Source organism: Brevibacillus laterosporus DSM 25, from assembly GCF_002706795.1.
In the GTDB taxonomy this organism is placed as follows: Bacteria; Bacillota; Bacilli; order Brevibacillales; family Brevibacillaceae; genus Brevibacillus_B; species Brevibacillus_B laterosporus.
Genome location: NZ_CP017705.1, coordinates 3,642,835 through 3,666,196 on the forward strand (window position 1 = coordinate 3,642,835; position 23,362 = coordinate 3,666,196).

General features: G+C 40.8%; 28 protein-coding genes, 1 tRNA gene and 1 pseudogene. 21 read left to right on the forward strand and 9 right to left on the reverse strand.

What is annotated here, in order from left to right; translation table 11 throughout:
• Positions 1-209 precede the first annotated feature (209 nt).
• Positions 210-1,721 carry an NTTRR-F1 domain gene (locus BrL25_RS24875; protein ID WP_018672974.1) on the reverse strand — a complete coding sequence of 504 codons (1,512 nt, stop codon included), beginning with the start codon at positions 1,719-1,721 and terminating at the stop codon, positions 210-212.
• Between the two features lie 335 nt (positions 1,722-2,056).
• On the opposite strand from BrL25_RS24875, the pseudogene BrL25_RS17300 reads away from it, so the two are divergent.
• The 3 genes and pseudogenes from BrL25_RS17300 to BrL25_RS17310 all read left to right on the forward strand — a co-directional run.
• Positions 2,057-2,350, forward strand: a pseudogene (locus BrL25_RS17300) (sigma-70 family RNA polymerase sigma factor); the annotation flags it as partial.
• A gap of 177 nt (positions 2,351-2,527) precedes the next feature.
• The gene (locus BrL25_RS17305) at positions 2,528-2,974 is read left to right on the forward strand and encodes a GNAT family N-acetyltransferase (protein ID WP_018672972.1); all 447 of its coding nucleotides are present in this window, start codon (positions 2,528-2,530) and stop codon (positions 2,972-2,974) included.
• Between the two features lie 220 nt (positions 2,975-3,194).
• Positions 3,195-3,638 (forward strand): OsmC family protein, encoded by a 444-nt coding sequence (locus BrL25_RS17310; RefSeq protein ID WP_018672971.1) that lies wholly within the window; start codon positions 3,195-3,197, stop codon positions 3,636-3,638.
• 649 nt (positions 3,639-4,287) lie between these two features.
• On the opposite strand, the gene BrL25_RS17320 is transcribed toward BrL25_RS17310, so the two are convergent.
• From BrL25_RS17320 to BrL25_RS26275, 3 genes are all read right to left on the reverse strand, one after another.
• Positions 4,288-4,647, reverse strand: a complete 360-nt coding sequence (locus BrL25_RS17320) for a L,D-transpeptidase (protein WP_018672969.1) — start codon at positions 4,645-4,647, stop codon at positions 4,288-4,290.
• 199 nt (positions 4,648-4,846) lie between these two features.
• The gene (locus BrL25_RS17325; protein ID WP_018672968.1) at positions 4,847-6,094 is read right to left on the reverse strand and encodes a CynX/NimT family MFS transporter; all 1,248 of its coding nucleotides are present in this window, start codon (positions 6,092-6,094) and stop codon (positions 4,847-4,849) included.
• Positions 6,091-6,216, reverse strand: a complete 126-nt coding sequence (locus tag BrL25_RS26275; RefSeq protein ID WP_018672967.1) for a hypothetical protein — start codon at positions 6,214-6,216, stop codon at positions 6,091-6,093. The genes BrL25_RS17325 and BrL25_RS26275 overlap by 4 nt, the downstream gene beginning before the upstream one ends.
• A 285-nt stretch (positions 6,217-6,501) precedes the next feature.
• Here BrL25_RS26275 and BrL25_RS17330 point away from each other — a divergent pair.
• Positions 6,502-6,590 (forward strand) — tRNA-Ser (locus BrL25_RS17330).
• A gap of 221 nt (positions 6,591-6,811) precedes the next feature.
• Here the strand turns inward: BrL25_RS17330 and BrL25_RS17335 are convergent.
• The 5 genes from BrL25_RS17335 to BrL25_RS25255 all read right to left on the reverse strand — a co-directional run bounded on the left by BrL25_RS17335 (position 6,812) and on the right by BrL25_RS25255 (position 8,614).
• Positions 6,812-7,003, reverse strand: a complete 192-nt coding sequence (locus tag BrL25_RS17335; RefSeq protein WP_236847630.1) for a DUF1266 domain-containing protein — start codon at positions 7,001-7,003, stop codon at positions 6,812-6,814.
• Entirely contained in the window at positions 6,912-7,193 is a 282-nt protein-coding gene (locus BrL25_RS25250) for a hypothetical protein (RefSeq protein WP_018672966.1), read from the reverse strand. The genes BrL25_RS17335 and BrL25_RS25250 overlap by 92 nt, the downstream gene beginning before the upstream one ends.
• An 81-nt stretch (positions 7,194-7,274) precedes the next feature.
• Complete coding sequence (locus BrL25_RS17340; RefSeq protein ID WP_018672965.1) at positions 7,275-7,910, reverse strand: SdpI family protein; 636 nt, start codon at positions 7,908-7,910, stop codon at positions 7,275-7,277.
• A gap of 1 nt (position 7,911) precedes the next feature.
• Entirely contained in the window at positions 7,912-8,181 is a 270-nt protein-coding gene (locus BrL25_RS17345; protein WP_018672964.1) for an autorepressor SdpR family transcription factor, read from the reverse strand.
• Between the two features lie 262 nt (positions 8,182-8,443).
• The gene (locus BrL25_RS25255; protein ID WP_018672963.1) at positions 8,444-8,614 is read right to left on the reverse strand and encodes a hypothetical protein; all 171 of its coding nucleotides are present in this window, start codon (positions 8,612-8,614) and stop codon (positions 8,444-8,446) included.
• Between the two features lie 357 nt (positions 8,615-8,971).
• On the opposite strand from BrL25_RS25255, the gene BrL25_RS17350 reads away from it, so the two are divergent.
• The 17 genes from BrL25_RS17350 (at position 8,972) to yqeK (ending at position 23,361) form a co-directional block, all read left to right on the forward strand.
• Positions 8,972-9,622: a hypothetical protein gene (locus BrL25_RS17350; protein ID WP_018672962.1), complete on the forward strand. Its 651-nt coding sequence runs from the start codon at positions 8,972-8,974 to the stop codon at positions 9,620-9,622.
• A 209-nt stretch (positions 9,623-9,831) separates the two neighbouring features.
• Complete coding sequence (locus tag BrL25_RS17355; protein WP_018672961.1) at positions 9,832-10,965, forward strand: conserved virulence factor C family protein; 1,134 nt, start codon at positions 9,832-9,834, stop codon at positions 10,963-10,965.
• Positions 10,966-10,979: 14 nt separating this feature from the next.
• Positions 10,980-11,462, forward strand: coding sequence for a peroxiredoxin family protein (locus BrL25_RS17360; protein ID WP_018672960.1), 483 nt, complete (start codon positions 10,980-10,982; stop codon positions 11,460-11,462).
• A 529-nt stretch (positions 11,463-11,991) separates the two neighbouring features.
• Entirely contained in the window at positions 11,992-13,617 is a 1,626-nt protein-coding gene (locus BrL25_RS17365) for a peptide ABC transporter substrate-binding protein (protein ID WP_018672958.1), read from the forward strand.
• 16 nt (positions 13,618-13,633) lie between these two features.
• Positions 13,634-14,359, forward strand: coding sequence for a gamma-glutamyl-gamma-aminobutyrate hydrolase family protein (locus BrL25_RS17370; RefSeq protein WP_018672957.1), 726 nt, complete (start codon positions 13,634-13,636; stop codon positions 14,357-14,359).
• A 270-nt stretch (positions 14,360-14,629) separates the two neighbouring features.
• Positions 14,630-15,265: an NAD(P)-dependent oxidoreductase gene (locus BrL25_RS17375; RefSeq protein WP_018672956.1), complete on the forward strand. Its 636-nt coding sequence runs from the start codon at positions 14,630-14,632 to the stop codon at positions 15,263-15,265.
• Positions 15,266-15,330: 65 nt separating this feature from the next.
• Complete coding sequence (locus BrL25_RS17380) at positions 15,331-15,930, forward strand: nitroreductase family protein (RefSeq protein WP_018672955.1); 600 nt, start codon at positions 15,331-15,333, stop codon at positions 15,928-15,930.
• A gap of 224 nt (positions 15,931-16,154) precedes the next feature.
• A complete protein-coding gene (locus BrL25_RS17385) occupies positions 16,155-17,513 on the forward strand; it encodes an MATE family efflux transporter (RefSeq protein WP_018672954.1) in 1,359 nt (452 codons plus the stop codon).
• A gap of 73 nt (positions 17,514-17,586) precedes the next feature.
• Positions 17,587-18,660 (forward strand): DNA polymerase IV, encoded by a 1,074-nt coding sequence (locus BrL25_RS17390; RefSeq protein WP_018672953.1) that lies wholly within the window; start codon positions 17,587-17,589, stop codon positions 18,658-18,660.
• Position 18,661: 1 nt separating this feature from the next.
• Complete coding sequence (locus tag BrL25_RS17395; protein ID WP_018672952.1) at positions 18,662-19,015, forward strand: thiol-disulfide oxidoreductase DCC family protein; 354 nt, start codon at positions 18,662-18,664, stop codon at positions 19,013-19,015.
• Positions 19,016-19,020: 5 nt separating this feature from the next.
• Positions 19,021-19,215, forward strand: coding sequence for a hypothetical protein (locus tag BrL25_RS17400; protein ID WP_026315281.1), 195 nt, complete (start codon positions 19,021-19,023; stop codon positions 19,213-19,215).
• 111 nt (positions 19,216-19,326) lie between these two features.
• Positions 19,327-19,854: a YqeG family HAD IIIA-type phosphatase gene (locus BrL25_RS17405; RefSeq protein WP_018672950.1), complete on the forward strand. Its 528-nt coding sequence runs from the start codon at positions 19,327-19,329 to the stop codon at positions 19,852-19,854.
• Complete coding sequence (gene yqeH, locus BrL25_RS17410; RefSeq protein WP_018672949.1) at positions 19,833-20,972, forward strand: ribosome biogenesis GTPase YqeH; 1,140 nt, start codon at positions 19,833-19,835, stop codon at positions 20,970-20,972. The genes BrL25_RS17405 and yqeH overlap by 22 nt, the downstream gene beginning before the upstream one ends.
• A 107-nt stretch (positions 20,973-21,079) precedes the next feature.
• Positions 21,080-21,913, forward strand: coding sequence for a shikimate dehydrogenase (locus BrL25_RS17415; protein WP_018672948.1), 834 nt, complete (start codon positions 21,080-21,082; stop codon positions 21,911-21,913).
• The gene (gene yhbY / locus BrL25_RS17420) at positions 21,914-22,204 is read left to right on the forward strand and encodes a ribosome assembly RNA-binding protein YhbY (RefSeq protein ID WP_018672947.1); all 291 of its coding nucleotides are present in this window, start codon (positions 21,914-21,916) and stop codon (positions 22,202-22,204) included.
• A gap of 16 nt (positions 22,205-22,220) precedes the next feature.
• Positions 22,221-22,811 carry a nicotinate-nucleotide adenylyltransferase gene (locus tag BrL25_RS17425; protein WP_018672946.1) on the forward strand — a complete coding sequence of 197 codons (591 nt, stop codon included), beginning with the start codon at positions 22,221-22,223 and terminating at the stop codon, positions 22,809-22,811.
• Positions 22,792-23,361, forward strand: coding sequence for a bis(5'-nucleosyl)-tetraphosphatase (symmetrical) YqeK (gene yqeK, locus BrL25_RS17430; protein WP_018672945.1), 570 nt, complete (start codon positions 22,792-22,794; stop codon positions 23,359-23,361). The genes BrL25_RS17425 and yqeK overlap by 20 nt, the downstream gene beginning before the upstream one ends.
• The last annotated feature ends 1 nt before the right edge of the window (position 23,362 follow it).

A 23,362-nucleotide genomic window follows, 5' to 3' on the forward strand; every position in this document is an offset into this window, starting at 1 on the left:
CCCCTGTTCATCTTTGTACATCCCATTATAAAAGTATGGAAAATAATTTAGAAATTAAATAATTTGATTGCTATAATTTATTTCTTTTATTACCTCATCTCATGATGTACCAAACTCAATCATACTAAATCAGTGATTTTAATTGTGAAAATGACTAGATAATGAAACAGCCACCCCATAAGTGAGTGGCTGTTAGGAAGCACACGTAACTATAATAAAGCTCCAGTAAAGGTGATTCCCCCAATAATTGTTGCAGTACCACCACCAACAATATGGGCAGTCAATGAGTACGTAACATTTCCGGTACCAGGGGTCAAATCAACATGACTTATACTCGTGGTACCCAACGTGTTTGTTCCGGTTCTTTGATCACCAGTACTATAAATGACCGTTGTACCACGCAGTATTTGAAATTGGACTACTGGATTACTTGGTCCGTTTTGCCAACCAATAGCTCCATTTAACCAGATACGATTTGAAGCGGAACTTCCCGTTATAGTGATTGTTTTTAATGTGGTTGGGATGCTACTTAATACAATTGAGGAACTACCACTAGTGTTGGGGGTATTTTCAGAAACCTGGAAATTTGAAAAGCTTCCGGTAGGACCAGTAGCGCCCGTATCACCAGTAGCGCCGGTAGGACCAGTGTCGCCGATAGCGCCGGTAGGACCAGTAGCGCCAGTGTCACCAGTAGCGCCGGTAGGACCAGTATCACCAGTAGCGCCAGTGTCACCAGTGGCCCCGGTAGGACCAGTAGCGCCAGTAGGGCCAGTGTCACCAGTAGCGCCAGTGTCACCAGTGGCCCCAGTAGGACCAGTGTCGCCGGTAGCGCCGGTAGGACCAGTGTCGCCGGTAGCGCCGGTAGGACCAGTGTCGCCGGTAGCGCCGGTAGGACCAGTGTCGCCGGTAGGACCAGTATCACCAGTAGCGCCAGTGTCACCAGTGGCCCCGGTAGGACCAGTATCACCAGTAGCGCCAGTGTCGCCGGTAGCGCCGGTGTCACCAGTAGCGCCGGTAGGACCAGTGTCGCCGGTAGGACCAGTATCACCAGTAGCGCCAGTAGCGCCAGTGTCACCAGTGGCCCCGGTAGGACCAGTATCACCAGTAGCGCCGGTAGGACCAGTATCACCAGTAGCGCCGGTGTCACCAGTAGCGCCGGTAGGACCAGTGTCGGCGGTAGGACCAGTAGAGCCAGTGGCCCCGGTAGGACCAGTATCACCAGTAGCGCCGGTAGCGCCCGTCGCCCCTCCACTAGTCTGTAATATTCCGATGTCATCAACAACTATATCTGCAGTAGATAGAGCAGAAATTTTATTAATTATAAGTAAAGCTTGAGTAGCCGTCGCTGGTACAACAGAAGTTGTTTCATAGATGGTAGTCCAAATATTAGCTGTGTTATCCGGAAGGTGACCTACGGGAATTGTGAGATTTAGTCCAATACCAACAGGGATAGTTGCTACATCTAAATAGAGAAGTGCAATATTTACTTGAGGACTTACTAAATTCCCTAATTTTGCAATGGATAAAAACAATTCAAAACTATCTCCAGGTGTTACAGGAATTGCTTGAAACAATAAACTATTAGCTGTATCTCCAAATAATATTGCACTAAAAAAACCGGTATGACTCTGCAGATTAGTAATGGATACATTTGTAAAACTCCACGGGAACAGGGTTCCCGTTTCAAAATCGCCATTTACAACTTTGTTACTAAAGGGCAAATAAATCACCACTTCCATAATAGGGTTTATTGGCGCTAATGTAGTATATGTTGAGTCTTCTATTTTTGAAAGGGTTCGTACCATTAGATGAAAATACAAATTTTGAATGTCTAGAAATATGTAAATAATCCAAAATCAAGGCGGAATTGTAAGAATAAAGTGGAGTAATCGAAGGATTGATTAGAAAACTTGATTAATAGAGGAACACTCATACTAACGAATGAGGATTTTAGTGGATATCTGTAGAAGATCATATGTGATCGAAATATACATATAATTCGAATGTTCTGCATACTACAGAAGGAGTTTGATCATACAGATAACCTCATAGGGTGAATGAAATTACCTTGATAGATGTTCTGGGTACAGAAACAGATGAGGTAGTAGATGCCGTGCAATTAAAGCTGGAAAGTAACAAGATTTATCAGCATATTCATATTTTAGATGAACGTGAGAAAGAGGTCATCATCGGGCGTTTTGGCCTAGATCAAGACAAGGAAAAAACACAGCGGGAAATTGCCCGCGAATTGGGGATTTCGCGTTCATATGTATCGCGTATCGAAAAACGAGCACTGATGAAGCTGTTTCATGAGTTTTATCGAACGAAACAGACGCAGGGCGGGAGATGATTTGATCGTGGGGGAGTACAAGAAAGACGTCAATCGAACACTCCCCCAATATTGAATCATTGCTCCGTATTTTTGTTACCTGTATCCCTAGAACGAATACATAGAAAAGTTCAAGTATTGAAACTTTTTTTATTGATGGTTTACTTAAAGGTAAGAGAAGGTAAGGGATGTGGTAATATGATTACTAATCTTCATGTAGGTGACGAGGTAATAGCCCAAAAAATTCTTAACGTACAAATTCCTGCATATGAAATAGAGGCAGACATTATTAATTTTTACGGAATTCCACAGTTAAAAGATACAGTTGAAACCATTCGTACATGTAACGAAATCTTTCTAGGCTATATGATTGAGGAAGAATTGGTGGGGGCTATTTCTTATACGGCTGATCAAAATCATATAGATATCTGTCGACTAGTTGTTCACCCCAATCATTTCCGAAAAGGTGTAGCCGGAAGCTTGGTTGGCTATGTAATTGAGAATGTAGTCAAAGGAAAGAAAGTAACTGTTAGTACTGGTGCAAAGAATATTCCAGCAAAAAAACTCTATTCTAAGTTTGGATTTTTAGAAGTAAAAGACATCGAAGTTGCACCTAATGTTTTTATTACATTATTAGAAAAATAGATAAAGTAGTAATAATCATGGCTCACTAGATAATAAAATCGTACGAGAGGGGGATCTGCGAATATTACATTTGTGATAAGCTTTGTCAGCTGGTAATACCCTTTATTCTGATGGGTAAATAACAGGGAAGTAGCGCAACATTTTCATCTTATGATAATTGGAGAAAAGTGATATGATTTGAGTTATTCAGTCATTTATCTAACAAAAGGAAGTGTTCAGAATGCCTGTTCAAACATTCAAAGCAACTTCACATTTGCAGGATGGAATGGTCGTCAAGGCCCGCTCCAGAAATTTTGAGATGACGATTGATGAACCGAAAAACTTGGGTGGGACAGATACCGGGATGAATCCTGTAGAAGTGGTACTTTCCGCATTAGGTGCCTGCCAATCTATCGTAGCTAGAGTATATGCCAAAAAATTTAATATTCGTCTTGACGATTTTTGGGTAGAGGTAGAAGGGGATCTCGATACGGATGGCTTCATGAATAAATCTGATGTCCGGCGTGGGTATTCGGAGATCCGATACACATTTCATATCAAAACGGATGCTCCAAAAGAACGGGTAGAATCATTCGTAGAATTTTTGGAGCAGACCTGCCCAGTTGGAGACACAATTGCTAATCCAGTGAATCTCAAATTAAACGGAATTATTATTGAAACATAATCCATAGATACACAAATGATACTAATGATTGTAATCGCACCTCTTACAGGGTGCTTTTTCATTTGTATAGTACATCAAAAATAGAGTAAGCAGATTCATAACTTAGTTTAATAGACATTTGGATCGTATGAAGTTATTTCCCATGTCGCAATGGAAATTACAGTTAGATTTACTTTAGGTAGTAGATTAAAATAAAATAGGATATAATTTCTTTCAATTATATACTTCGATGAGGAGCGTGGTTACTAATGAATGTTTACACCGAACCCCCTAAAAAATGCTCAGTTTGTAGGAACCAAAAGTTTCATAAAACCGAAACCCGCATTCAGGTGTTCGACGATATTGTAGACGGAGAGCCAAGAAAAATAGAGGTAAAACGTCAAAGGTACAGATGTCCGAATTGTCTGACTAAAGTATGGGACAAGGTTCATGAGGCATGTTCATATCGAAGGAAAACGTACACATTTATGGAAAGAGAGCAAGATATCCGCAAAGAAAAAAACTTTAGATAGCATAATCTTATGATAAGAAAGAAGAATGAAGAGACTCTGTTTCACACCTTGCGGATAGATGGAACAGAAAAATCGAAAAGTATCTATTGCACAATCTGGCTCCTTGCTCCATTTTTTTAACAAAATAGCCTTTATTATCACACTCTGCGAATACTGACGGGTGTTCCAATTGACACTAGTTTAGCAAGAGCCTCTACGTCACGATTATACATACGAATACAACCGTGTGATACATATTTACCGATGGAGGCTGGATTGTTGGTACCGTGAATTCCATAGTGAGGTTTGCTGAGGCCTAACCAATATGTGCCAAACACACTTAAAGGTCCGCCTGGGTAAGAATTCGGATAGGGAACTTTGCTAACAATGGTAAAATTCCCGTACGGTGTCGCGGTAACTATTTTACCTAAAGCTACGGGGAATGATCGAATGGGTTGGTTTCCATTGAATAAATATAACGTTAGCTTAGATATGGAAACACGAATGTGATAAGACAAAGAAATCACCCTCTAATCAAGCGTCATACATTTTATGCGTGAGAAGTGAAATGGTAACAAATAACTGTTTTATATCAATACAGTGACTCGTACAGGGAAAAAGAGTGGAGAAAAGCACCTATCGAGGTTCGTTTAAATACGTAATTTGAATTTGATATAGGGCAAGCCTAATGAAAGTTTGCCCTATATCAGAGACTATTTATGAGGAATGATTGGTTTTCTCCGATTTATCTAGCTGTGTTACATAAGCAGCTCTACCTGCACCTAGGCCCACGAGTAGCTGTAGTAAGATAACCACAACAATCCCAATGAGAGGAAGACTCCAATCATCCGTGACATCGTGTAAAAATCCAAACAAAATAGGCCCACAAGCTGCCAGTGCATAACCTATTGACTGGGCCATACCAGATAACTCTGCTGATACCATAACATTAGGAGCACGCAGAGCAAACATGGTGAGGGCCAGACTGATACTCCCCCCTTGACCTAATCCAATAAAGATAATCCATAGAAACAACAAAGCGTTATTGCCTATAAGGAGCCCAGCAAAGCCAATCATACCAAACAGAGAAATGAGAACAGCAAGTCCACTTTGATTTTTACTTCGACCAGCAATCATTGGAACAAGAAAGCTGACCGGCAAACTAACAAATTGCATGAGAGACAAAATCCACCCTGCTGATTCCGCACTATAACCGCGATCAGATAAGATAGCTGGTAACCATGAAATGCTTACATAAAAAGCTAACGATTGCAGACCCATAAAGAGTGTGACTTGCCAGGCAAGAGGGCAACGCCAAATGCTTTTTTCAGTAACCTTATTTATTGATGATTCTTTTGGAAGGTGAGGGTGTTGAAGCTGAGGAATCCATATTAATGCAGCGACAAGGCTCAGAGAGGCAACACTTAATAGAGAGCCCCTCCACCCAAGTTGTAATCCATGTGCAATCGGAACACTTAGTCCGGACGCTAGTGCCGCAAAGATACCCATTGATAGAGAATAGGCACCGGTCATAATTCCTACGTTATAAGCAAAATCACGTTTGATCAAGCTCGGTAACAAAACGTTGCCGACTGCAATTGCTAACCCAATCAATGCTGTACCAACAAATAGCAAAATAGTCGAAGGCAGATAACGTAAGATAATACCCAGGCTAAGTACAAGTAGACCAATAAATAAAGTTTTTTCCATACCAAATCGACGTGCTAGTTTTGGTGTAACAGGAGATAATATTGCAAAAGCAATCAAAGGTAGGGTTGTTAACATTCCCGCAACTGTGCCAGTAAGACCTGTGGTATTGCGGATATCACCAATCAGAGGTCCAACTGATGTTATTGCAGCACGGAGATTGGCAGCAATTAAAATAATTCCAAGCACGGTAAGGATTGTGCGAATTTTGGACTCATGTGTATGGCTGGTATTCGGGTTATATTGTTGCGTATTCATTTTTTCTCATCTCCTCCCCAAGCATCTTGTAGGACCTGCTTTAGCGTAATCATATATGAGCAGGCAATTACTTCCGTGGTATCTGCATCTTGTTGTTTAATTGCTTCAATGTAGTTGTTCAAATGGAACGGTTACTTGTTGAGCAGGTGTAAGACGTGTCGGTTGATTTAATTTTATAGCGAGTATTACCACCTAACAACAGAACACATCCAAATATTGGATGATTGGTATAATGTAGATGGTATCATATAATGAACCATCATTCAATGAGAGTGATTATCAAGTGTATAATCGATTTTTCAAGGGCTTTAAAAAAAATAAAAAAATTTTTATTTCACTCTTGCTAAATAAATTTACATCAGGTATAATAATTTTTGTTGAGAGGTTGTTACCAACATTTACTACACGGAGGGATACCGAAGTGGTCATAACGGGGCGGTCTTGAAAACCGTTAGGCGGCAACGTCACGGGGGTTCGAATCCCTCTCCCTCCGCCATACTTTATAAAAAACCCGATGAAGAAATTCATCGGGTTTTTTGTACATTCTAAAGGGTAAAGAACGATATTGAAGTTCAGGACAACCTGACAATAGTCTCAGTTAGTCAAAAAAAGAAATAGACTTCCTAAAATCTCTAATCAGAGAAAAGTAGTCTATTTCGCAACTGTAAAGAGTTCTTCTTTTTGAGAGGGAGGTTATGATAGATTGTGGAGATGTTCCTAGCTAGTCAATGATAGATTCCAATCTAATCGATTCCATAGGCTGTTTGGATGCAGGATCAAATTCCGTACAAAACGTGCCATTTTCTCAGCACTCTCACTAGTTGTCTGTGCCCACCAGAATTGTCTTCCTATCAGAAAGCTTGTTCCAAACTCTTGCCAGCTTGAGTATATTTGAGAAAGCAGATTCATGAATTAGTGTGGCATTCTCTATTACAACGATTTCTGATTTACAATCCTGTGTAGTTTGATTAGCTAAGAAAGGTTGCGTTATTTCCCTATGGTGATTTGCTTCATTTAGTGTTTGTTTAAATAGATAAGATGGAGAATGTGGGTACAAACTATATGAATAAGGAATGGGCAAAAACAAATCATTTCCCATGTAAAAACCACCGTCTACTAGCTGGACGGTGGTTTTTACATACATAAAATGAGAGGAATTATGTTTGAGGTGATAAGGTGTCTATGGCTTGATCTGACGGTAGTACAGGTAGGATAAGAAATATGTGATGACTACCGTTCCTACTAGAATCACTAAGAGTGCCCAGCTTTGAATAAAGGGAGGTAAAAAGATACTTACAATGACAAGAATGCCTCCCAGAACAAATAATCTACCACCGATAAAATGTGTTTTACGCCAGACTTCATCACTAGCTAACGTCCAGGGAGTCTTAATCCCAACAAAATACGATGGTTGCATACGAGGCATTACATTGCCAATCAGGACAAACAACAAGCCTACCAGCATGTTAACAATCAGACCGATGTTTAAGTTGTATCCAAGACCAGTTAAGATAACGATACAATGCATGACCAGCATAAATACAATGAATAAATATCTAGTGGTTAGATATGTACTCTTTGTCTTAGTGTATGTTTCCTGACGTGGATCAAATTTGGGAAGCACGTTCATCATGACATAGAGTAGGAGCATTAAAAACGGTGCGAAACCAACAGCATACCATTTAGAATTATAGCGGTCTATTTCTCCGCTTGCGTTCCAGTGCATCGCTACTTCGTTGGGCAGATAAGGGAGACTACAGATGCTAATGAGAATGGTGATGCTAAAAATCAATATAAAAAACCAATGTTTTTTCATCCTAACGCTCCTCCTCTGAAAAACGTAATATCCATTTCATTACATCTTGAAAAACGGTTGTGTGAAGTGAATACATGATGTGTTGACCCATTCGTTCATCCCGAATCAAATCCGCTTGTTTTAAAAGATTGAGATGATGTGAGATACTTGGTTTTGTCATGTTAAAATGCTCAGCTATCTCTCCGGCTGTTAAGTCTTTTTCCCGAAGTAGATCAAGAATTTGGCGCCTAGTTGGGTCTGATAAGGCTTTAAAAGTTACGTTTAATCCCATTTCTTAGCTGGCACCCTCTCTATAATTTGATATTTAGATAAATTTCTAATTATTAAAAGTATACCATCAGAAGGCAAAATAGAAAAGTCTATGAAAAAATGAGTTCTCTTAGAACAAGTGTTTTAAGGATTGGAGAGGTATGCCTGCTTTTTATATAACAAAATGCTCCCTTGCTAAATGAAAGGGAGCGTTTCATTGGACATATGCTGTTGACAACATGTTGTGGATCACCTGCCATATCTATTGCAAAGAAGATAGCTTCTTATACTGCTCGAACGTGGTAAAAAGAGAACATAATTTTGGTCGCCAGGGCTTTTGATTTTTCAATAGCCAATTCTTTTGCTTTGCGAGCGGCGTCCAACATGCTGTTCGCTTCTACTCGTTCTTCCCATCTGTTCGTTTTTGTTTCGAACAAAAATGTGTACGTCCTCATCACTCTTTCAACTCCTATTTATATTCTTACTTGTTTATACGATGCAGAAACAAATAAGTTTCAAAAAGTTTGGAAATACAAGAGGTATTCTACTTACTATTATGATCCAAAATAAGGAAAAAGGTAGGGTGTAATTGTTAATTATTTTTGAACATTTAGAAAAAATAACACGAATGATAAAAGAGAGATATTCAAATGTGAGATTAAAAACAGCACGAACTATTCTATTCTAAAAAAAGAAAAAGGATACCACATACGACTTGTTTTTTGAAAAAAGGCAAAAAAGACAATCGAACCTGACCATCAGCCGTTTCGCTTCATGTACATTGAAATAAGATAAAACAGGAGGTGAAATCAATGAGTCATGAACTTATTGTTGACCCGCGGGTCTTTCCTCCAACTTCGCAGCCGGCTTATAAAAGCTATAGTGATTGGGCGATAGAATGGTGGCAATGGGCTTTTTCCATTCCAAAGGCTATTCATCCATTATTGGACCTAACTGGCGACTATTCAGAAGTGCATCAAATAAAACAACACGAAAGACCCGTTTGGTTTTTGGCTGGAAGTTACAGTGGACGTCCAGCGGTTCGTACATGTACGATTCCTCATAAAAAGCCGATCTTTTTCCCTGTATGTAGTGCAGTGAGTAATGACATTTTTTTACCCAAAATAACAGGTATGCCTCTAGATTTATCCGGTGGTGCAAAATATTTAGCAGACCATATTGTAGAGGCAAATGTTGTTTTGGATGGGTATCCAATCAAAACAGAAGTGTATCGTGTTTCGTCCCCAATTTTTCCTATCCAGCTACCTTATGATAATCTTCTTGACATAGAGGTTCCTGTTGGTACATGTAAAAAGGCTAATGCAGCTACCGATGGTTTTTGGCTGATGCTAAAACCATTAGGAATTGGAGTTCATCAGTTACAGTTACGTGGAAAAATGACACTTCCTGATACGCCAGAATCATATGTAACAGAAGTAACATACGAATTGCTAGTTAAATAGGGAAAATAACCACAGTAAAAATGGGTGAGAAAGTGACCCATTTTTGTTTTACATAAAAGAAAACTCGAAAGCAACGGGGATGCTCTAAACTGTCAGTGAAGTTTTATTGGCTCGATTATCATATGCTATACTAGCGAAAAGCATACTGGTAACGCTGGATACAAAGCTTACTTGAGATAGGCTACTTATTACGAAAAGGAGTTGAGCTAATGAAAATACGCTCCATTGAACCTACACCAAGTCCCAATACGATGAAGCTGACGTTAGATGAACAGCTTCCGAATGGAGTTCAACATAATTTTACTCAAAAGACAAAAGGACATGCCCCGCAGTATATCCAAAAGCTGTTAGGGATAGAAGGAGTTAAAGGGGTCTTTCAGGTTGTAGACTTTATTGCGTTGGAACGATTGCCAAATGCAGCCTGGCAACCAATACTAGCGGAAGCTAAGGAGATATTGGGTGCAGAAGAAATGAGCGGCAGTGATTGGGCGGATAATCAGGAAGAAGCACCTGCATTTGGAGAATTACAAGTATATGTGCAAATGTTTAGAGATATTCCTATGCAAGTAAAAATTGTTGCAAATGGAGAAGAAACCCGCACGGGACTTCCTGAACGGTTTGCAAAAATGGCAATGCAGGCTGGAGTTACTTCCCCTAACTTAATTACAGAGCGTCAGTGGGTTGAACAGGGCGCACGATATGGAAATGCGAAAGAAGTCGGTGAGGAAGTGGCTCAGGAATTGGATGCTGCTTATGATGAAGCACGATTACAATCGCTGCTGCAAGTAGCATTAGCTCAAGGAGGACAGCAGGAGCCGCCAAAACCGCAACCACCGCAAAAGGTAACAATAGAAATGCTTACTGATCCTGATTGGCGTAAACGTTATGCTGTTTTAGAGCGAATGGAGCCAACGGAAGAGGACCTCCCACTGATGAACAAAGCGCTGGAGGATGAGAAAGCTTCTATACGTCGCTTGGCTGTTGTTTATTTGGGGATGATTGGAACAGAAGAGGTTCTCCCTTTATTGTATCTAGCTTTGCGGGATGCTTCAGCTTCCGTTAGGAGAACATCTGGTGACACCTTATCTGACCTAGGAAATCCTAAAGCGATTCCAGCCATGATCGAAGCTTTGCGTGATTCAAATAAGTTGGTTCGCTGGCGTGCCGCTCGTTTTTTATATGAGGTGGGGGATGAATCAGCCTTGCCAGCGCTACATCAGGCTGAAGAGGATAGCGAGTTCGAAATTAGCTTGCAAATTAAGTTAGCTATTGAGCGAATTGAGGGTGGAGAAGAAGCAAGTGGGACAGTGTGGCAACAAATGACTAACCGCTCAAGAGAGTAGAGGGGGGAGATCATATGGGAAAAAAGGGACTGTCTATCGGGCATAGAGCTCCAGATTTTGAATTGGAATCAACAAAGGGAATAATCCGGTTAGATCAATATACGGGTAAGCCTTTGTTACTCTTGTTTATTCGAGGAACCTGGTGTCCAAATTGTCGTAAACAGTTGGAAGCCTTACAGCCTGCCTGTTCTCGTTTTGACAAACTAGGTGTACCTATCGTTATTATTGCGGGTCAAAAATTACAAAATCTCATACCGTATGCAGATAGCACCAATATGCCGTTTCCCTTGCTTTCAGACTCGACTCGTGAAGTAATGAAAGCGTATGAGGTGTTTACTCCTTTTAAGTGGGATTCTTTTCGAATTGCTGTTCCTAGTACGTATTTATTGGACAAGGAACATGTGATCCGCTATGCCTACATCGGTAGTTCTCAGTTTGACAGACCAGGCGTAGAAGATTTGCTAGAGGAAGTACAAAAACTTATAGCGGAGCCGTAGAAGCATCAAGCATAAGTATAAAAAAATCCTGAACAGAAAAAAGGCGTCCGTGTTGATACGGTCGTCTTTTTGTGTAGAAATAAGATGAACCTTTTACACGTTGTATCGGTCAAAGACCATTTTTCCTAGCTTGGCAATGGTTTGTTTTGCAGCGTAAAAAGGTTGGTTTTCTTTATGCATAAAAGATTCACCTGTAGAAAGATCCTATATATATTGCCCATTCGCCACCAGCCGTTTCCGTCGCTTCCAGCATCTGTGCTCCTAGTGATTTTATCATTGAAATAACACCACCCTTTGATTACATTTGTATATACATGAATAAATGAATCCACTATAATAGAAAAAAGTTTTCATCGAGGGGAATGCCTATAAAGCGCATTAGGACAAGAAATTATTACTCTTATGATATGAATGATTATACAAAAAATCAATTTCTTATCCAGTGTAAAGATGCTGTTCCTCATGAACCCCCGTGAAGAAAGAAACGTAATGTTTTTTTGTTATTTTGAAAAATGAGGAGTGTAAGCCGATGAAGCGATTTCCCATCCGTTCCCTCTGTACTATCCTACTTCTAACTTCTGTACTAACTGGGTGTGGTGTAGTTAGTACAAACAGTCCAGATTCAACTTCTAAACCTGAAAAGACAGCAAATGCTGGGACGAAGGAACAGAAATTACGCCTCAATATTAAGACAGAACCACCAACTGCTGACCCAGGTCTAGCACAAGACGCAATTTCTATGGCTGTTGCTCGTTCTGCTTTTGATGGTCTGATTCGCTTGGGCGAGGATGGCAAGCTGCATGAATCAGTTGCAGAGAGCTACGTTATCTCAGACGATTTAAAAACCTACACGTTCAAGTTGCGCAACTCTACATGGTCAAATGGTGATGCAGTAACTGCTAGGGATTTTGAATACGCTTGGAAACGTGTCTTAGATCCAAAAACGGGTTCTGAGTATGCCTACCAGCTTTATTATATTAAGAATGGACAAAAAGCCAATGCTAAAGAGGTAACTCTAGATCAAGTAGGAGTAAAAGCACTTGATGATAAAACTCTGGAGGTAAAGCTAGAAAATCCAACACCATTCTTCCTAGAGTTACTGTCCTCTGTGACCTACTATCCTGTAAATCAGAAGGTAGTAGAAGCTAATGAAAAATGGGCAAACGATGCGTCCACATTAGTTGGTAACGGTCCATTTATTATGAAAGAATGGCAACATAAATCCAAGATTACGTTTGAAAAAAATCCTACTTATTGGGACAAAGAGAATGTAAAATTGGAGAAGTTAGAGTTTAACATGATTGAGGACTCTACGACAGAATTGAGCATGTATGATAACAACGAGTTAGATTGGTCTGGTTCTCCACTAGGAGACATTCCATCTGATGCGATTGGTGCATTGAAAGATAAATTGCATACCCAAGCGACAGCGGGAACGTACTGGTATGTATTTAACACAAAAAAGGCTCCGTTCAACAATAAAAAAATACGTCAAGCATTTGCCTACGCGATGAATCGTCAAGAACTGATTGATAATATTGTGCAAACAGGTGGAACAGCGGCACTTGGTATTTTACCTCCATCGATGTCGTTGAACCCAAGTGGCTATTTTACAGATAATAATATCTCAAAAGCTAAACAATTGCTGGCAGAAGGCTTAAAAGAAGAGAAACTGACAAAATTGCCGGAAATAGAGCTTTTGTATAATACAGATGAGTTGCATGCAAAACTTGCTCAAGCTATTCAGGATCAATGGCGCAAAACCTTGAATGTAGAAGTGAAACTGAAAAATATGGAGTTAAAGGTAGTGCGTGAAGCAATGAAGGAAGGTGCCTTCCAGATTGCACGTGCTAGTTGGATTGGTGATTTTAATGATCCAATTAACTTCTTAGAAGTGTTTAAAGCAGAAGGTGGTAGCAACAAATCTGGTTGGTCGAATCCAACATATACTGAGCTCCTAGCTAAATCTTCAGCAGAAGGTAATCAGGAGAAACGTAAAGAGTTATTAAAACAGGCTGACACAATGCTCATGAATGAAATGCCAGTCACTCCGATCTACTATTACACATATAAATGGTTACAAAAGGATGATGTGAAAGGCGTGGTAATCGACGCATTAGGCTTCGTTGATTACAAATACGCCCGCCGCGAGTAGAAAGGGAGCGAGAGGCTTGCGTCCGGTGATCGGAATCGCTAGTTCCAAAATGTACGTTTCAGACAATCGAGTGGATCATTTCTTCTACGCTAGTCATTGTTACGTGGAAGGTATTATTAGAAGCGGAGGAATACCGCTTCTTTTGCCGTTATTACACGAGGGTTTCTATCCAATCGATGAGGTACTTGAGGCTGTTGACGCCGTACTATTGACCGGTGGTGTTGATCCTGCCCCTCATCTATATGGAGAAACGCCTCATCAGCGGCTTGGAGAAGTAGACTATGAACGTGATCAAGCTGAGCTTCGGCTAATCCGTACTCTATTAGATAATCGTAAGCCGATGCTTGGGGTATGCCGAGGGGCTCAAATGATAGCAATAACAATCGGAGGTACCTTAGTACAAGATATTGAGAGTGTGTATCCGAACGCGTTGCAGCATCAGCAAATCGGTTCTAAGCAATATGGCTCTCATTACATTCAGGTGTCAGATGGTTTTTTAAAGAGGGCATTACATGCCGAAACAGTCTTGGTGAATAGCTCTCATCATCAGGCTGTTAAAACATTACCCACTGGTTATAATGTGACTGCTGTGGCTCCTGATGGTGTCATAGAAGGATTCGAAAGCGAAGATGGTCTTACTATTGCAGTCCAATGGCATCCTGAACGTATGTGGATGCATGACGAACAGATGCTTGGGATATGCAAGGAGTTTGTACAGCTAGTAAAACAGCAAAGAGAATGATAAATAAAACCGTGGCGTGTAAGCAAGGAGGTTCCTTTGTCTACACGCCTTTTTGTTACGTACAATCCTAAACATAAGATAGCGGTGTTTTAGGTTGGATGCACAATTGACCAAGTTTTGGGCAATCTATAAAAAAACATTTGACAAAAAAGAAAGTTGTAACTAAAATAGTTACAAGAAGAGCGGTTGTCCAATGACTTGATCTGATCTGATTTATTCAAATGAGCTACCGTGTTTTACAATTGATTCCTAATTAAGGAGGCCTTTCATATGAAAATCGCTATTATTGGAGCAACAGGAAGAGCAGGAAAATTGATCATGCAAGAAGCGGTGCAAAGAGGGCATGAAGTAACAGCTATCGTTCGCGATGCATCCAAGCTTGATCAAAATCAAAAGGTAGCTGTGCTACAAAAAGACGTATTTGACCTAACTACTCAGGATTTAAATAAATTTGATGTTGTTGTAAATTCCTTTGGTGCAAAACCAGGAGAAGAACATTTACATGTAGATGCAGGAAATATTTTGATTGAGGCGCTAAAAAATGCTCCGCAAACAAAGCTATTTGTAGTTGGAGGAGCGGGTAGCTTGTTTGTAGATGAAGCGAAAACGGTTCGACTATATGAAACCCCAGAATTCCCTAAAGAATATTTGGCTACAGCAACGAACCAAGGTAAAAATTTGGAGATTCTAAAGCAATCTAATCTACCTCAATGGACCTTCTTAAGTCCTTCAGCTATGTTTGAACCAGGTGAACGTACAGGACGTTATCAAAAAGGTGAGGAAAATTTACTAGTAAATGCAAAAGGTGAAAGCTCAATTAGCATGGATGATTATGCGATTGCAGTACTTGATGAGCTTGAAAATCCGCATTTTGTTAACAAACGTTTTACTGTTGCATCGGTATAAGTTGACCCCAGTAGGGCAAAGTTTTGAGTAGCAATATTTTTTCTAACAACAGGGAGGCTAGTATCATGGCAAAAGATTTTTACGCAGCAGTCGAAGGAAGACGTTCCATTTATGGTATCAGTAAAGAAGTAAGCATTTCGGATGATAAAATCAAAGAAGTAATTGAATTTGCTCTAAAACATACGCCGTCTTCATTTAATTCGCAAACAGCTCGCATCGTGCTTCTATTAGGAGAACAACATGATAAATTATGGAATTTGACGGAGGCAGCTTTGCGTAAGGTAGTTGGCGACAACAACTTTGCTCCAACAGAAGAAAAAATGAAATCTTTCCGTAATGGATACGGAACAGTACTCTTTTTTGAAGACCAACAAGTTGTAGAGCAACTACAAAAGGATTTTGCGCTGTATAAAGACAATTTCCCTATTTGGTCCCAACAATCTTCTGGTATGCATCAGTTTGTTATCTGGACCGCACTTGAAATGGAAGGCTTAGGAGCTACCTTACAACATTACAACCCATTAATTGATGAAGATGTGAAAAAGGAATGGAATGTTCCAGGTCACTGGAAACTAATTGCCCAAATGCCATTTGGTCAACCAACAATGGCTCCTAAGGAAAAAGAGTACAAACCACTAGATGAGCGTTTTAAAACGTTTAAATAAGAAACACGTAACATATAAAGACATGTAACAAGATTTCCTTGATCAGGATGAACAGTGTAGTGGAGAAAAACTTGTAAAAATGGATATTTTAAGAGCTACCTACCTTGTGGGTAGCTCATTTTTTTATCTACGTCCGTATCTCTATTCCCATCCACCTAACATCGAGTTATAATGAACAAATCTTTTAGAACGAATAGATGTCAATGGAGTAAAGAAGGGTGAATGTGAGTACAGAAACCAACAAATATCAACGTCAAACTCTATTTCAAATTACGTGGCCAATCTTTTTTGAACTAGCGCTACATATGGGGATGGGGATTATTGCAACTCTGATGCTAAGTCATTATTCAGATGATGCAGCTACGGGTGTAGGGGTGGCAAATCAGCTCTTAAATATTTTTATTTTGATTTTTAACGTGACGTCAATTGGCGCGACTATTCTGATTGGTCAAAGACTGGGAGCTAATCGATTAGATCAAGCAAGGCAGTTAGCACGTTCTGCTTTTGGCTTAAATTTTTGGTTTGGAATGGCTATTGCTGTGATTGTGGTACTGTTTGGTAAACAATTCCTTAGTCTCTTTGAGCTTAAGGGAGATGTTTTAAACTATGGACTTTTGTTTGTACAAATTTGTGGGGCATCGTTGTTTCTAGAATCAATTGCTTTAGCATTAAGTGCTGTACTTAGAAGTCATGGATACACGAAGGACTCCTTGATGGTCACCCTACTGATGGACATGATTAGTGTAGGCGGTAATATCATCGCGATCACAGGTATTTTTGGATTGCCTATTACGGGAGTTACTGGCGTGGCTTGGGCAATGGTGGTGGCGCGGGCCTTTGCGGTAGGTGCTTTATTATATTTGGTGTTTCGTCAGCTTGCTTTACGCATTCGATTTAAAGATATCTTTATTGTAAGAAAAGAGGACATCCAAGGACTTTTATCCATAGGGATTCCTTCTGCTGGTGAGAACTTGTCCTATCAGCTATCACAAGTAATCATTACGGGATTTATTGCCGTGATGGGAGCTTCATCGCTGGCGGCACGCGTCTATGTATTGAATATTTCTATGATTTGCTATCTATTCACACTGGCAATTGCACAAGGTACACAGTTGCTGGTTGCCCGTTATATTGGTGGGAGACAATATGATAAGGCCTTACGTCGCGGGATGCGTACATTAAAAATTTCGATGTGTGCTTCGTTTGCCACGACATTGATTATCGCGTTATTCGGCTCGCCTATTTTACAAATGTTTACGACTGATCCAGCTATTATTGAAGTGGCCCTTCCCGTCCTATGGGTCATGGTCCTTACCGAGACAGGTAGAGCGATGAACATTGTTTTAATGGGCTCGTTAAAGTCTGCGGGTGATGTTCGGTTTCCAGTGATCATTGGCATTATTGCAATGTGGGGGATCGCAGTGGTCTTTAGCTATACACTTGGTATCTATTTTGGGCTTGGCTTACTAGGGGTATGGATTGCACAAGGAATGGATGAATGGTTCCGTGGGTGTTTTGCCATGCGTAGATGGTTAAACAAACCCTGGGATACTACCCAAAATGTAAATCAAGCAACCAAGTGAATTGAATCGCTACACTCAGTGTTCTATAATAGCAATAGAATTCGATGAGAATATATGTTTGGGTGGAGCGGCTATGAAAAAATTTATTCATGTGGACATCGACGCATTTTATGCTAGTGTGGAGCAATTGGATCATCCAGAATGGCGCAATCAGCCTGTCATTGTGGGAGGTACGGGCAATCGGGGCGTAGTAGCTACCTGTAGTTACGAGGCTCGTTCGTTTGGTGTGCGTTCTGCTATGCCTGTTGCTATTGCACGTAAAAAGTGTCCACATGGTATTTTTGTTCCTTGTCGCTTTGCTCGTTATCATGAAAAATCCGAGGAAATTAGGCGGATTTATACGGAGTATGCGGAGTTATATCAACCCATTGGACTAGATGAGGCTTATTTAGATGTGTCTCACTACGAAAACGCAGTTCCCATTGCCAAAGAGTTGAAAAGACGCATTAAACAAGAAACCGGCCTCACCTGTAGTATCGGCTTATCCTACAATATGTCTCTCGCTAAAATCGCCAGCGATTTGAGAAAACCAGATGCTTTTGTCATTATTCGTGCAGAAAGTGCTTTGGATATTCTGGCTCCGTTACCAATCAGTGTCTTACATGGTGTTGGTAAAAAATCACAGGAGGTTTTATCTAAAAAGGGGATTGAGACTGTCCGAGATTTATGGGGGTTGTCTCTTGAGGAAGTAGTTCAACTATTTGGCAAGTGGGGACATGCGCTATATGAGCGTGCACGCGGAGTGGATCAACGAGAAATCGAGATGGATCGCCCTGTTAAATCAATTAGTAGGGAAACCACCCTGGTGTACGATTTGCAGGAGCGTGACCGAATCGCTGAAATTGCCCGAGAATTGCTTGCCCATATAAAAGAAGAAGTGGAGCAAGAGGGAGTTCAACCTCAGACGCTTACGTTGAAAGTTAGATTTACTGACTTCACAACAAAAAGTAAACAGCGTAAAGTAGTGTCAGGAACATCTTGGGATTGGGAAGAATGGTTAGAAATTTTATTGGATGAATTTGATTTCTCGCATGGTGTTAGATTGATTGGAGTTGGTTTTTCTAATTTTCTGCGGGAAGAGGAGCAGAAGGAAAGATTTGAACAGCTAAGTATTTTTTCACTCCCTGCATGGAAAGAAGGAGTATAGAATGAGTAAGATCATCGTTTATTATGATGAACATTGCAACATGTGTTGCTTTATTCGTGAACGGTTATCTAGTTTATTGTTGCCCGGGAAAAAACAACGAATAGAGTGGCGTCATTATGAGGAGGCACCTGCTTGTCATCTACAAGATAAGGCGTGTGGAGAAGCGATGGAAGTCCACCTCCCCTCAGGAGAACGGTTGCGAGCATTTTATGCCGTGAGAAAATTACTTGTTCTTACTTATTTTTGCTGGCTATCGCCTCTTTTCTATTTACCAGGTGCTGCTTATATAGGTGAGAAAGCATATGCTTGGGTTGCTCGAAATCGCTATCATTGGTTTGGAAGGACAGAGGGATGAACAAAATGGCAGATACAAATCGGTTTCATTGCTGTGCGACGTGCCAGCATTTTTGTGTGAACAAGGGTGATAAGGGTGTAAAAACCACCTACTCCTGTGGCAGACTGGGATATGAGACGAAACCTTCCTATCGATTTGATTGTTGGCAACCGACAGAGCGTGTTTGCAAATTAGTTGAAAAAGAGAACCTTTCTTTATAGCAGATTTGATTTTGTTTTGCAACAAGCCTTCCAAATATGGTATAGTTAGTCCCGATATCTCGTTCGTGGTGCATGCAAGACCAGTGAACGGTGAACGGGAGGTACGGGCATTTGCTTTTACAGAAGTTAACCCCTAATGAGTATGTGGAATCCATCTTTTCCATTAATATAGATGAACTCCGAAAACGCAACATCAAAGCGGTGATAACTGATTTGGATAACACGTTAGTTGGATGGGACACACCAGATGCTACTCCAGAGGTAATGAATTGGTTTAAGCGTTTGGATGAAGCAGGAATTCAAGTGACGGTTGTATCCAATAATAATAAGGCGAGGGTTTTACAATTTTGTGAACCCTTACAATGCCACTATATTCCGGCTGCGCGAAAGCCTACCAATCAGGCGTTTAAACGTGCGATTGAGATCATGGATGTTCGCATTGAGGAGACAGTGGTTATTGGCGATCAACTGTTTACAGATGTGCTAGGTGGCAATTTATTAGGTTTTCATACGATTTTAGTTGTCCCAGTCAAAAATTCAGATGGTTTTTTTACGCGATTTAACCGGAAAATGGAACGACTTGCCCTGCATTGGATGAGCAAGAAAGGAATGATTTCGTGGTACAACAACAAGAAGTAGATCAGGACTTCGAGGGCCCAATCAGCTGTGCGGGCTGTGGAGTTGAGATACAGACAGAAAACAAGGGGAAGTCAGGCTATGCACCAGCTTCTGCATTGACGCGTGATGCAGTCATTTGTCAGCGTTGTTTTCGTATTAAACACTATAATGAAGTAGCACCTGTAGAGATGCATGATGATGATTTTCTCCGTATTTTAAATGGAATTGGTTCCACAAAGTGCTTAGTGGTTATGGTAGTTGATTTATTCGACTTCCAAGGTTCTTGGCTACGGGGATTACCACGCTTTGTTGGACAAAATCCAATCTTGCTGGTAGGAAATAAAGTAGATTTACTACCTCGTAATATCAATCTTAATCGTGTGAAAAACTGGATTCAGCATGAAGCGAAAGAACGCGGCTTAAAGCCAAATGAAGTGGTTCTCGTAAGTGCTGAAAAAGGAACCGGTATTGATGAATTGCTTGCTCGCATTGGAGAATTCCGTAAAGGGCGCGATGTTTATATTGTGGGTGTAACTAATGTAGGGAAATCTACTCTGATTAATCGGATTTTACATGATTACGGAGCGACTGATATGGAAATTACCACTTCGCCATTCCCAGGAACTACCTTAGATAAGATCGAGATTCCTTTAGAGGATGGTCGTTCTATATTTGATACACCTGGTATTATTAATCGCGATCAGATTGGTCACCTAGTGTCACCAGAGGATCTACGTAAACTTACTCCAAAATCACGGATTAATCCGCGTGTCTTCCAATTAAACGATAAACAGACATTGTTCTTGGGTGGATTGGCACGGGTTGATTATGTAAGAGGAGAACGTCAGCCATTTGCTTGCTATTTGGCTAATGATCTATATATTCACCGTACAAAGTTAGATAATGCGGAAGAAGTGCTGGAGAAGCATCATGGGGAGATGCTTGCACCGCCTTCAGGAGAAGCGGCTAAAGCGTTATTGCCATTCACCCGTTATACGTTAAAAATTGATACAAATGTACCAACTGATATCGTTATTGCTGGGTTAGGCTGGATAGCGCTTCAGGGAAAAGTAAAAGGGGTCGTAGAAGTACATGTGCCTAAGGGTGTAAGTGTCGGATTACGAAAAGGCTTAATTTAATCAAGTCCGTGTCGATCACTTGAACAACAAGCAAGCCCCTTCTTTGCGGAGGGGCTTTTCTAACTTTACTTGGGGGAGGGGTCTTCCTGTTACATAGTAAAACGACAATGGTTGGATTGTTTGGACGTCCTGTGGGACATTCCTTGTCTCCGGTGATGCATAATACGGCTTTTGAACAAAAACAATTGCCCTTTGCTTATGCTGCTTTCGAAGTTAATGATGATCAGATTAAAGAAGCGGTCGAGGCTATTCGAGCTTTAGGTATGCGAGGCGCTAACGTCACCATTCCGCATAAGGTAGCCGTTATTCCGTATTTGGATAAAATTGATCCCTTGGCAGAACGGATTGGAGCCGTTAATACTATTGTAAATGAAGATGGCACCCTGATTGGTTATAATACAGATGGAACAGGGTATGTTCGCTCGTTGTTGGAAGAAACAGGGGTTGATTTAACAGAGCAAGTTGTTACGCTACTAGGTGCTGGCGGTGCTGCCCGCGCAGTTGCATGTACATTGGTAGAACGAGGCGTAAAAGAAATTCGGATCGTTAATCGCTCATTAGAACGTGCAGAATTGTTGGCGATGGCGCTTGGATCTCAAATCCCTATACGTGTATATTCATTTGCTCAAGCGGAGCAAGCGATTCTAGATAGCACTCTTTTAATCAATACGACTTCTATTGGAATGTACCCTCATATTCAAGAAATGCCTGTGGATAGGATGTGCTTACGATCTGATCTAATTGTAAGCGACTTAATCTATAATCCATTAGAAACACAATTGCTACAGTATGCCAAAGCAATCGGAGCAACTCATCACTCGGGCCTTGGCATGTTTATAAATCAAGGGGCGCTTGCTTACGAATTGTGGACAGGTGAAGCGGCGCCAACTGATAAAATGAGAGAAATAGTGTTGCAGCACTTGCAACAAGGAGGAAATTAAATGTTAACTGGTAAACAAAAACGTTATTTGCGCTCTATGGCCCACCATCTTGCACCTATCTTTCAAGTAGGTAAGGGCGGAGTAAATGAAAATATGGTAAAGCAGATTCAAGAAGCTCTTGAAGTACGCGAACTAATTAAAGTCTCCATTTTGCAAAATAATATGGATGACAAGCATGCAGTAGCAGAAGAATTGGCTACTGGTGCAGGTGCGGAAATGGTACAATTAATCGGTCATACCGTTGTTTTGTACAAAGAGTCAAAAGAGAACAAAACGATTGTGCTACCATAAGGATTAAAGGAAGCATATGAAACGTATTGGGATAATGGGTGGCACATTTGATCCTATTCATAATGCACATTTGTTAATTGCAGAACAGGCGAGAGAGCAGGCAAAACTTGATGAGGTTTGGTTTATGCCTGCTCATATTCCGCCCCATAAACAACAGAAAAAAAATGTGGCAAACGCTACCCACCGAGCAGAAATGGTACGACTAGCGATACGTAATCATCCACAGTTTCGGATCACGACGGTAGAGTTGGATCGAGAAGGTCCTTCTTACACCGTAGATACTATGCAACAATTGGTGGATTTACATCCTGCTTACCAGTTCTTATTTATTATTGGAGGGGACATGGTAGAGATGCTACCACAGTGGCATGCCATAGAAGAGTTGGTGAAGCTGGTACGTTTTATTGGGTTTCATCGGCCTCATTCCGCACCGCAACCTTCAAGATGGACAGCGTATGTGGATTTTATCGAGATTCCGCTTTGGGAGCTTTCATCTACGCATATCCGCGAACAGATCCAGATTGGAAAAAGTATTCGCTATCTTGTTCCTTCAGCGGTGGAATGCTATATAAAGGAGAGCGGGTTATATGCAGCTGATCCAACATAGAGAAGCCTTGCTTAAGCAGATTAAAGCCCAAATGCATGAAAAGCGTTACCAGCACACCTTAGGCGTAGCAGAAGTAGCCAAAGAGCTGGCCGTTCGTTACGGAGCAGATCCGATAAAAGCTGAGTTAGCGGGATTGTTGCATGATTACTGCAAATGCTGGGAGATTTCTCGGTTGCGGGATTATCTGCTTCGTTATGATTTATCCCAGGATCTGCTATCAGGAGATAAAGAATTATGGCATTCTTTTGTAGGAGCGATTGTGGTACAACAGGAGTTACAGATACAAGATGTTGAGATACTGCAAGCGATTCGTTATCATACGACAGGACGTGAGAACATGTCCTTGCTGGAGAAAGTCGTTTGTCTCGCTGATTACATTGAACCCAATCGCAATTATCCTGGTGTAGAGGAGATTAGATGCCTAGCAGAGCAGGATTTGAATCAAGCACTTGCTCTTGCACTCGGAGGAACGATACGTTTTTTAATTGAAAAAAAACAGCGGGTATATCCGCTCACATTGCTTGCTTATAATGATCTTGTAAAAGAATGAG

What these genes read in the sequence shown, in the direction of transcription:
- BrL25_RS17305 (WP_018672972.1), top strand. Translation starts at nt 2,528, where the DNA reads ATGATTACTAATCTTCATGTAGGTGACGAGGTAATAGCCCAAAAAATT.
- BrL25_RS17310 (WP_018672971.1), top strand. Translation starts at nt 3,195, where the DNA reads ATGCCTGTTCAAACATTCAAAGCAACTTCACATTTGCAGGATGGAATG.
- BrL25_RS17325 (WP_018672968.1), bottom strand. Translation starts at nt 6,094, where the DNA reads ATGAATACGCAACAATATAACCCGAATACCAGCCATACACATGAGTCC.
- BrL25_RS17335 (WP_236847630.1), bottom strand. Translation starts at nt 7,003, where the DNA reads ATGAATCTGCTTTCTCAAATATACTCAAGCTGGCAAGAGTTTGGAACA.
- BrL25_RS25250 (WP_018672966.1), bottom strand. Translation starts at nt 7,193, where the DNA reads ATGGGAAATGATTTGTTTTTGCCCATTCCTTATTCATATAGTTTGTAC.
- BrL25_RS17340 (WP_018672965.1), bottom strand. Translation starts at nt 7,910, where the DNA reads ATGAAAAAACATTGGTTTTTTATATTGATTTTTAGCATCACCATTCTC.
- BrL25_RS17345 (WP_018672964.1), bottom strand. Translation starts at nt 8,181, where the DNA reads ATGGGATTAAACGTAACTTTTAAAGCCTTATCAGACCCAACTAGGCGC.
- BrL25_RS25255 (WP_018672963.1), bottom strand. Translation starts at nt 8,614, where the DNA reads ATGAGGACGTACACATTTTTGTTCGAAACAAAAACGAACAGATGGGAA.
- BrL25_RS17350 (WP_018672962.1), top strand. Translation starts at nt 8,972, where the DNA reads ATGAGTCATGAACTTATTGTTGACCCGCGGGTCTTTCCTCCAACTTCG.
- BrL25_RS17355 (WP_018672961.1), top strand. Translation starts at nt 9,832, where the DNA reads ATGAAAATACGCTCCATTGAACCTACACCAAGTCCCAATACGATGAAG.
- BrL25_RS17360 (WP_018672960.1), top strand. Translation starts at nt 10,980, where the DNA reads ATGGGAAAAAAGGGACTGTCTATCGGGCATAGAGCTCCAGATTTTGAA.
- BrL25_RS17365 (WP_018672958.1), top strand. Translation starts at nt 11,992, where the DNA reads ATGAAGCGATTTCCCATCCGTTCCCTCTGTACTATCCTACTTCTAACT.
- BrL25_RS17375 (WP_018672956.1), top strand. Translation starts at nt 14,630, where the DNA reads ATGAAAATCGCTATTATTGGAGCAACAGGAAGAGCAGGAAAATTGATC.
- BrL25_RS17380 (WP_018672955.1), top strand. Translation starts at nt 15,331, where the DNA reads ATGGCAAAAGATTTTTACGCAGCAGTCGAAGGAAGACGTTCCATTTAT.
- BrL25_RS17390 (WP_018672953.1), top strand. Translation starts at nt 17,587, where the DNA reads ATGAAAAAATTTATTCATGTGGACATCGACGCATTTTATGCTAGTGTG.
- BrL25_RS17395 (WP_018672952.1), top strand. Translation starts at nt 18,662, where the DNA reads ATGAGTAAGATCATCGTTTATTATGATGAACATTGCAACATGTGTTGC.
- BrL25_RS17400 (WP_026315281.1), top strand. Translation starts at nt 19,021, where the DNA reads ATGGCAGATACAAATCGGTTTCATTGCTGTGCGACGTGCCAGCATTTT.
- BrL25_RS17415 (WP_018672948.1), top strand. Translation starts at nt 21,080, where the DNA reads ATGGTTGGATTGTTTGGACGTCCTGTGGGACATTCCTTGTCTCCGGTG.
- yhbY (WP_018672947.1), top strand. Translation starts at nt 21,914, where the DNA reads ATGTTAACTGGTAAACAAAAACGTTATTTGCGCTCTATGGCCCACCAT.
- BrL25_RS17425 (WP_018672946.1), top strand. Translation starts at nt 22,221, where the DNA reads ATGAAACGTATTGGGATAATGGGTGGCACATTTGATCCTATTCATAAT.
- yqeK (WP_018672945.1), top strand. Translation starts at nt 22,792, where the DNA reads ATGCAGCTGATCCAACATAGAGAAGCCTTGCTTAAGCAGATTAAAGCC.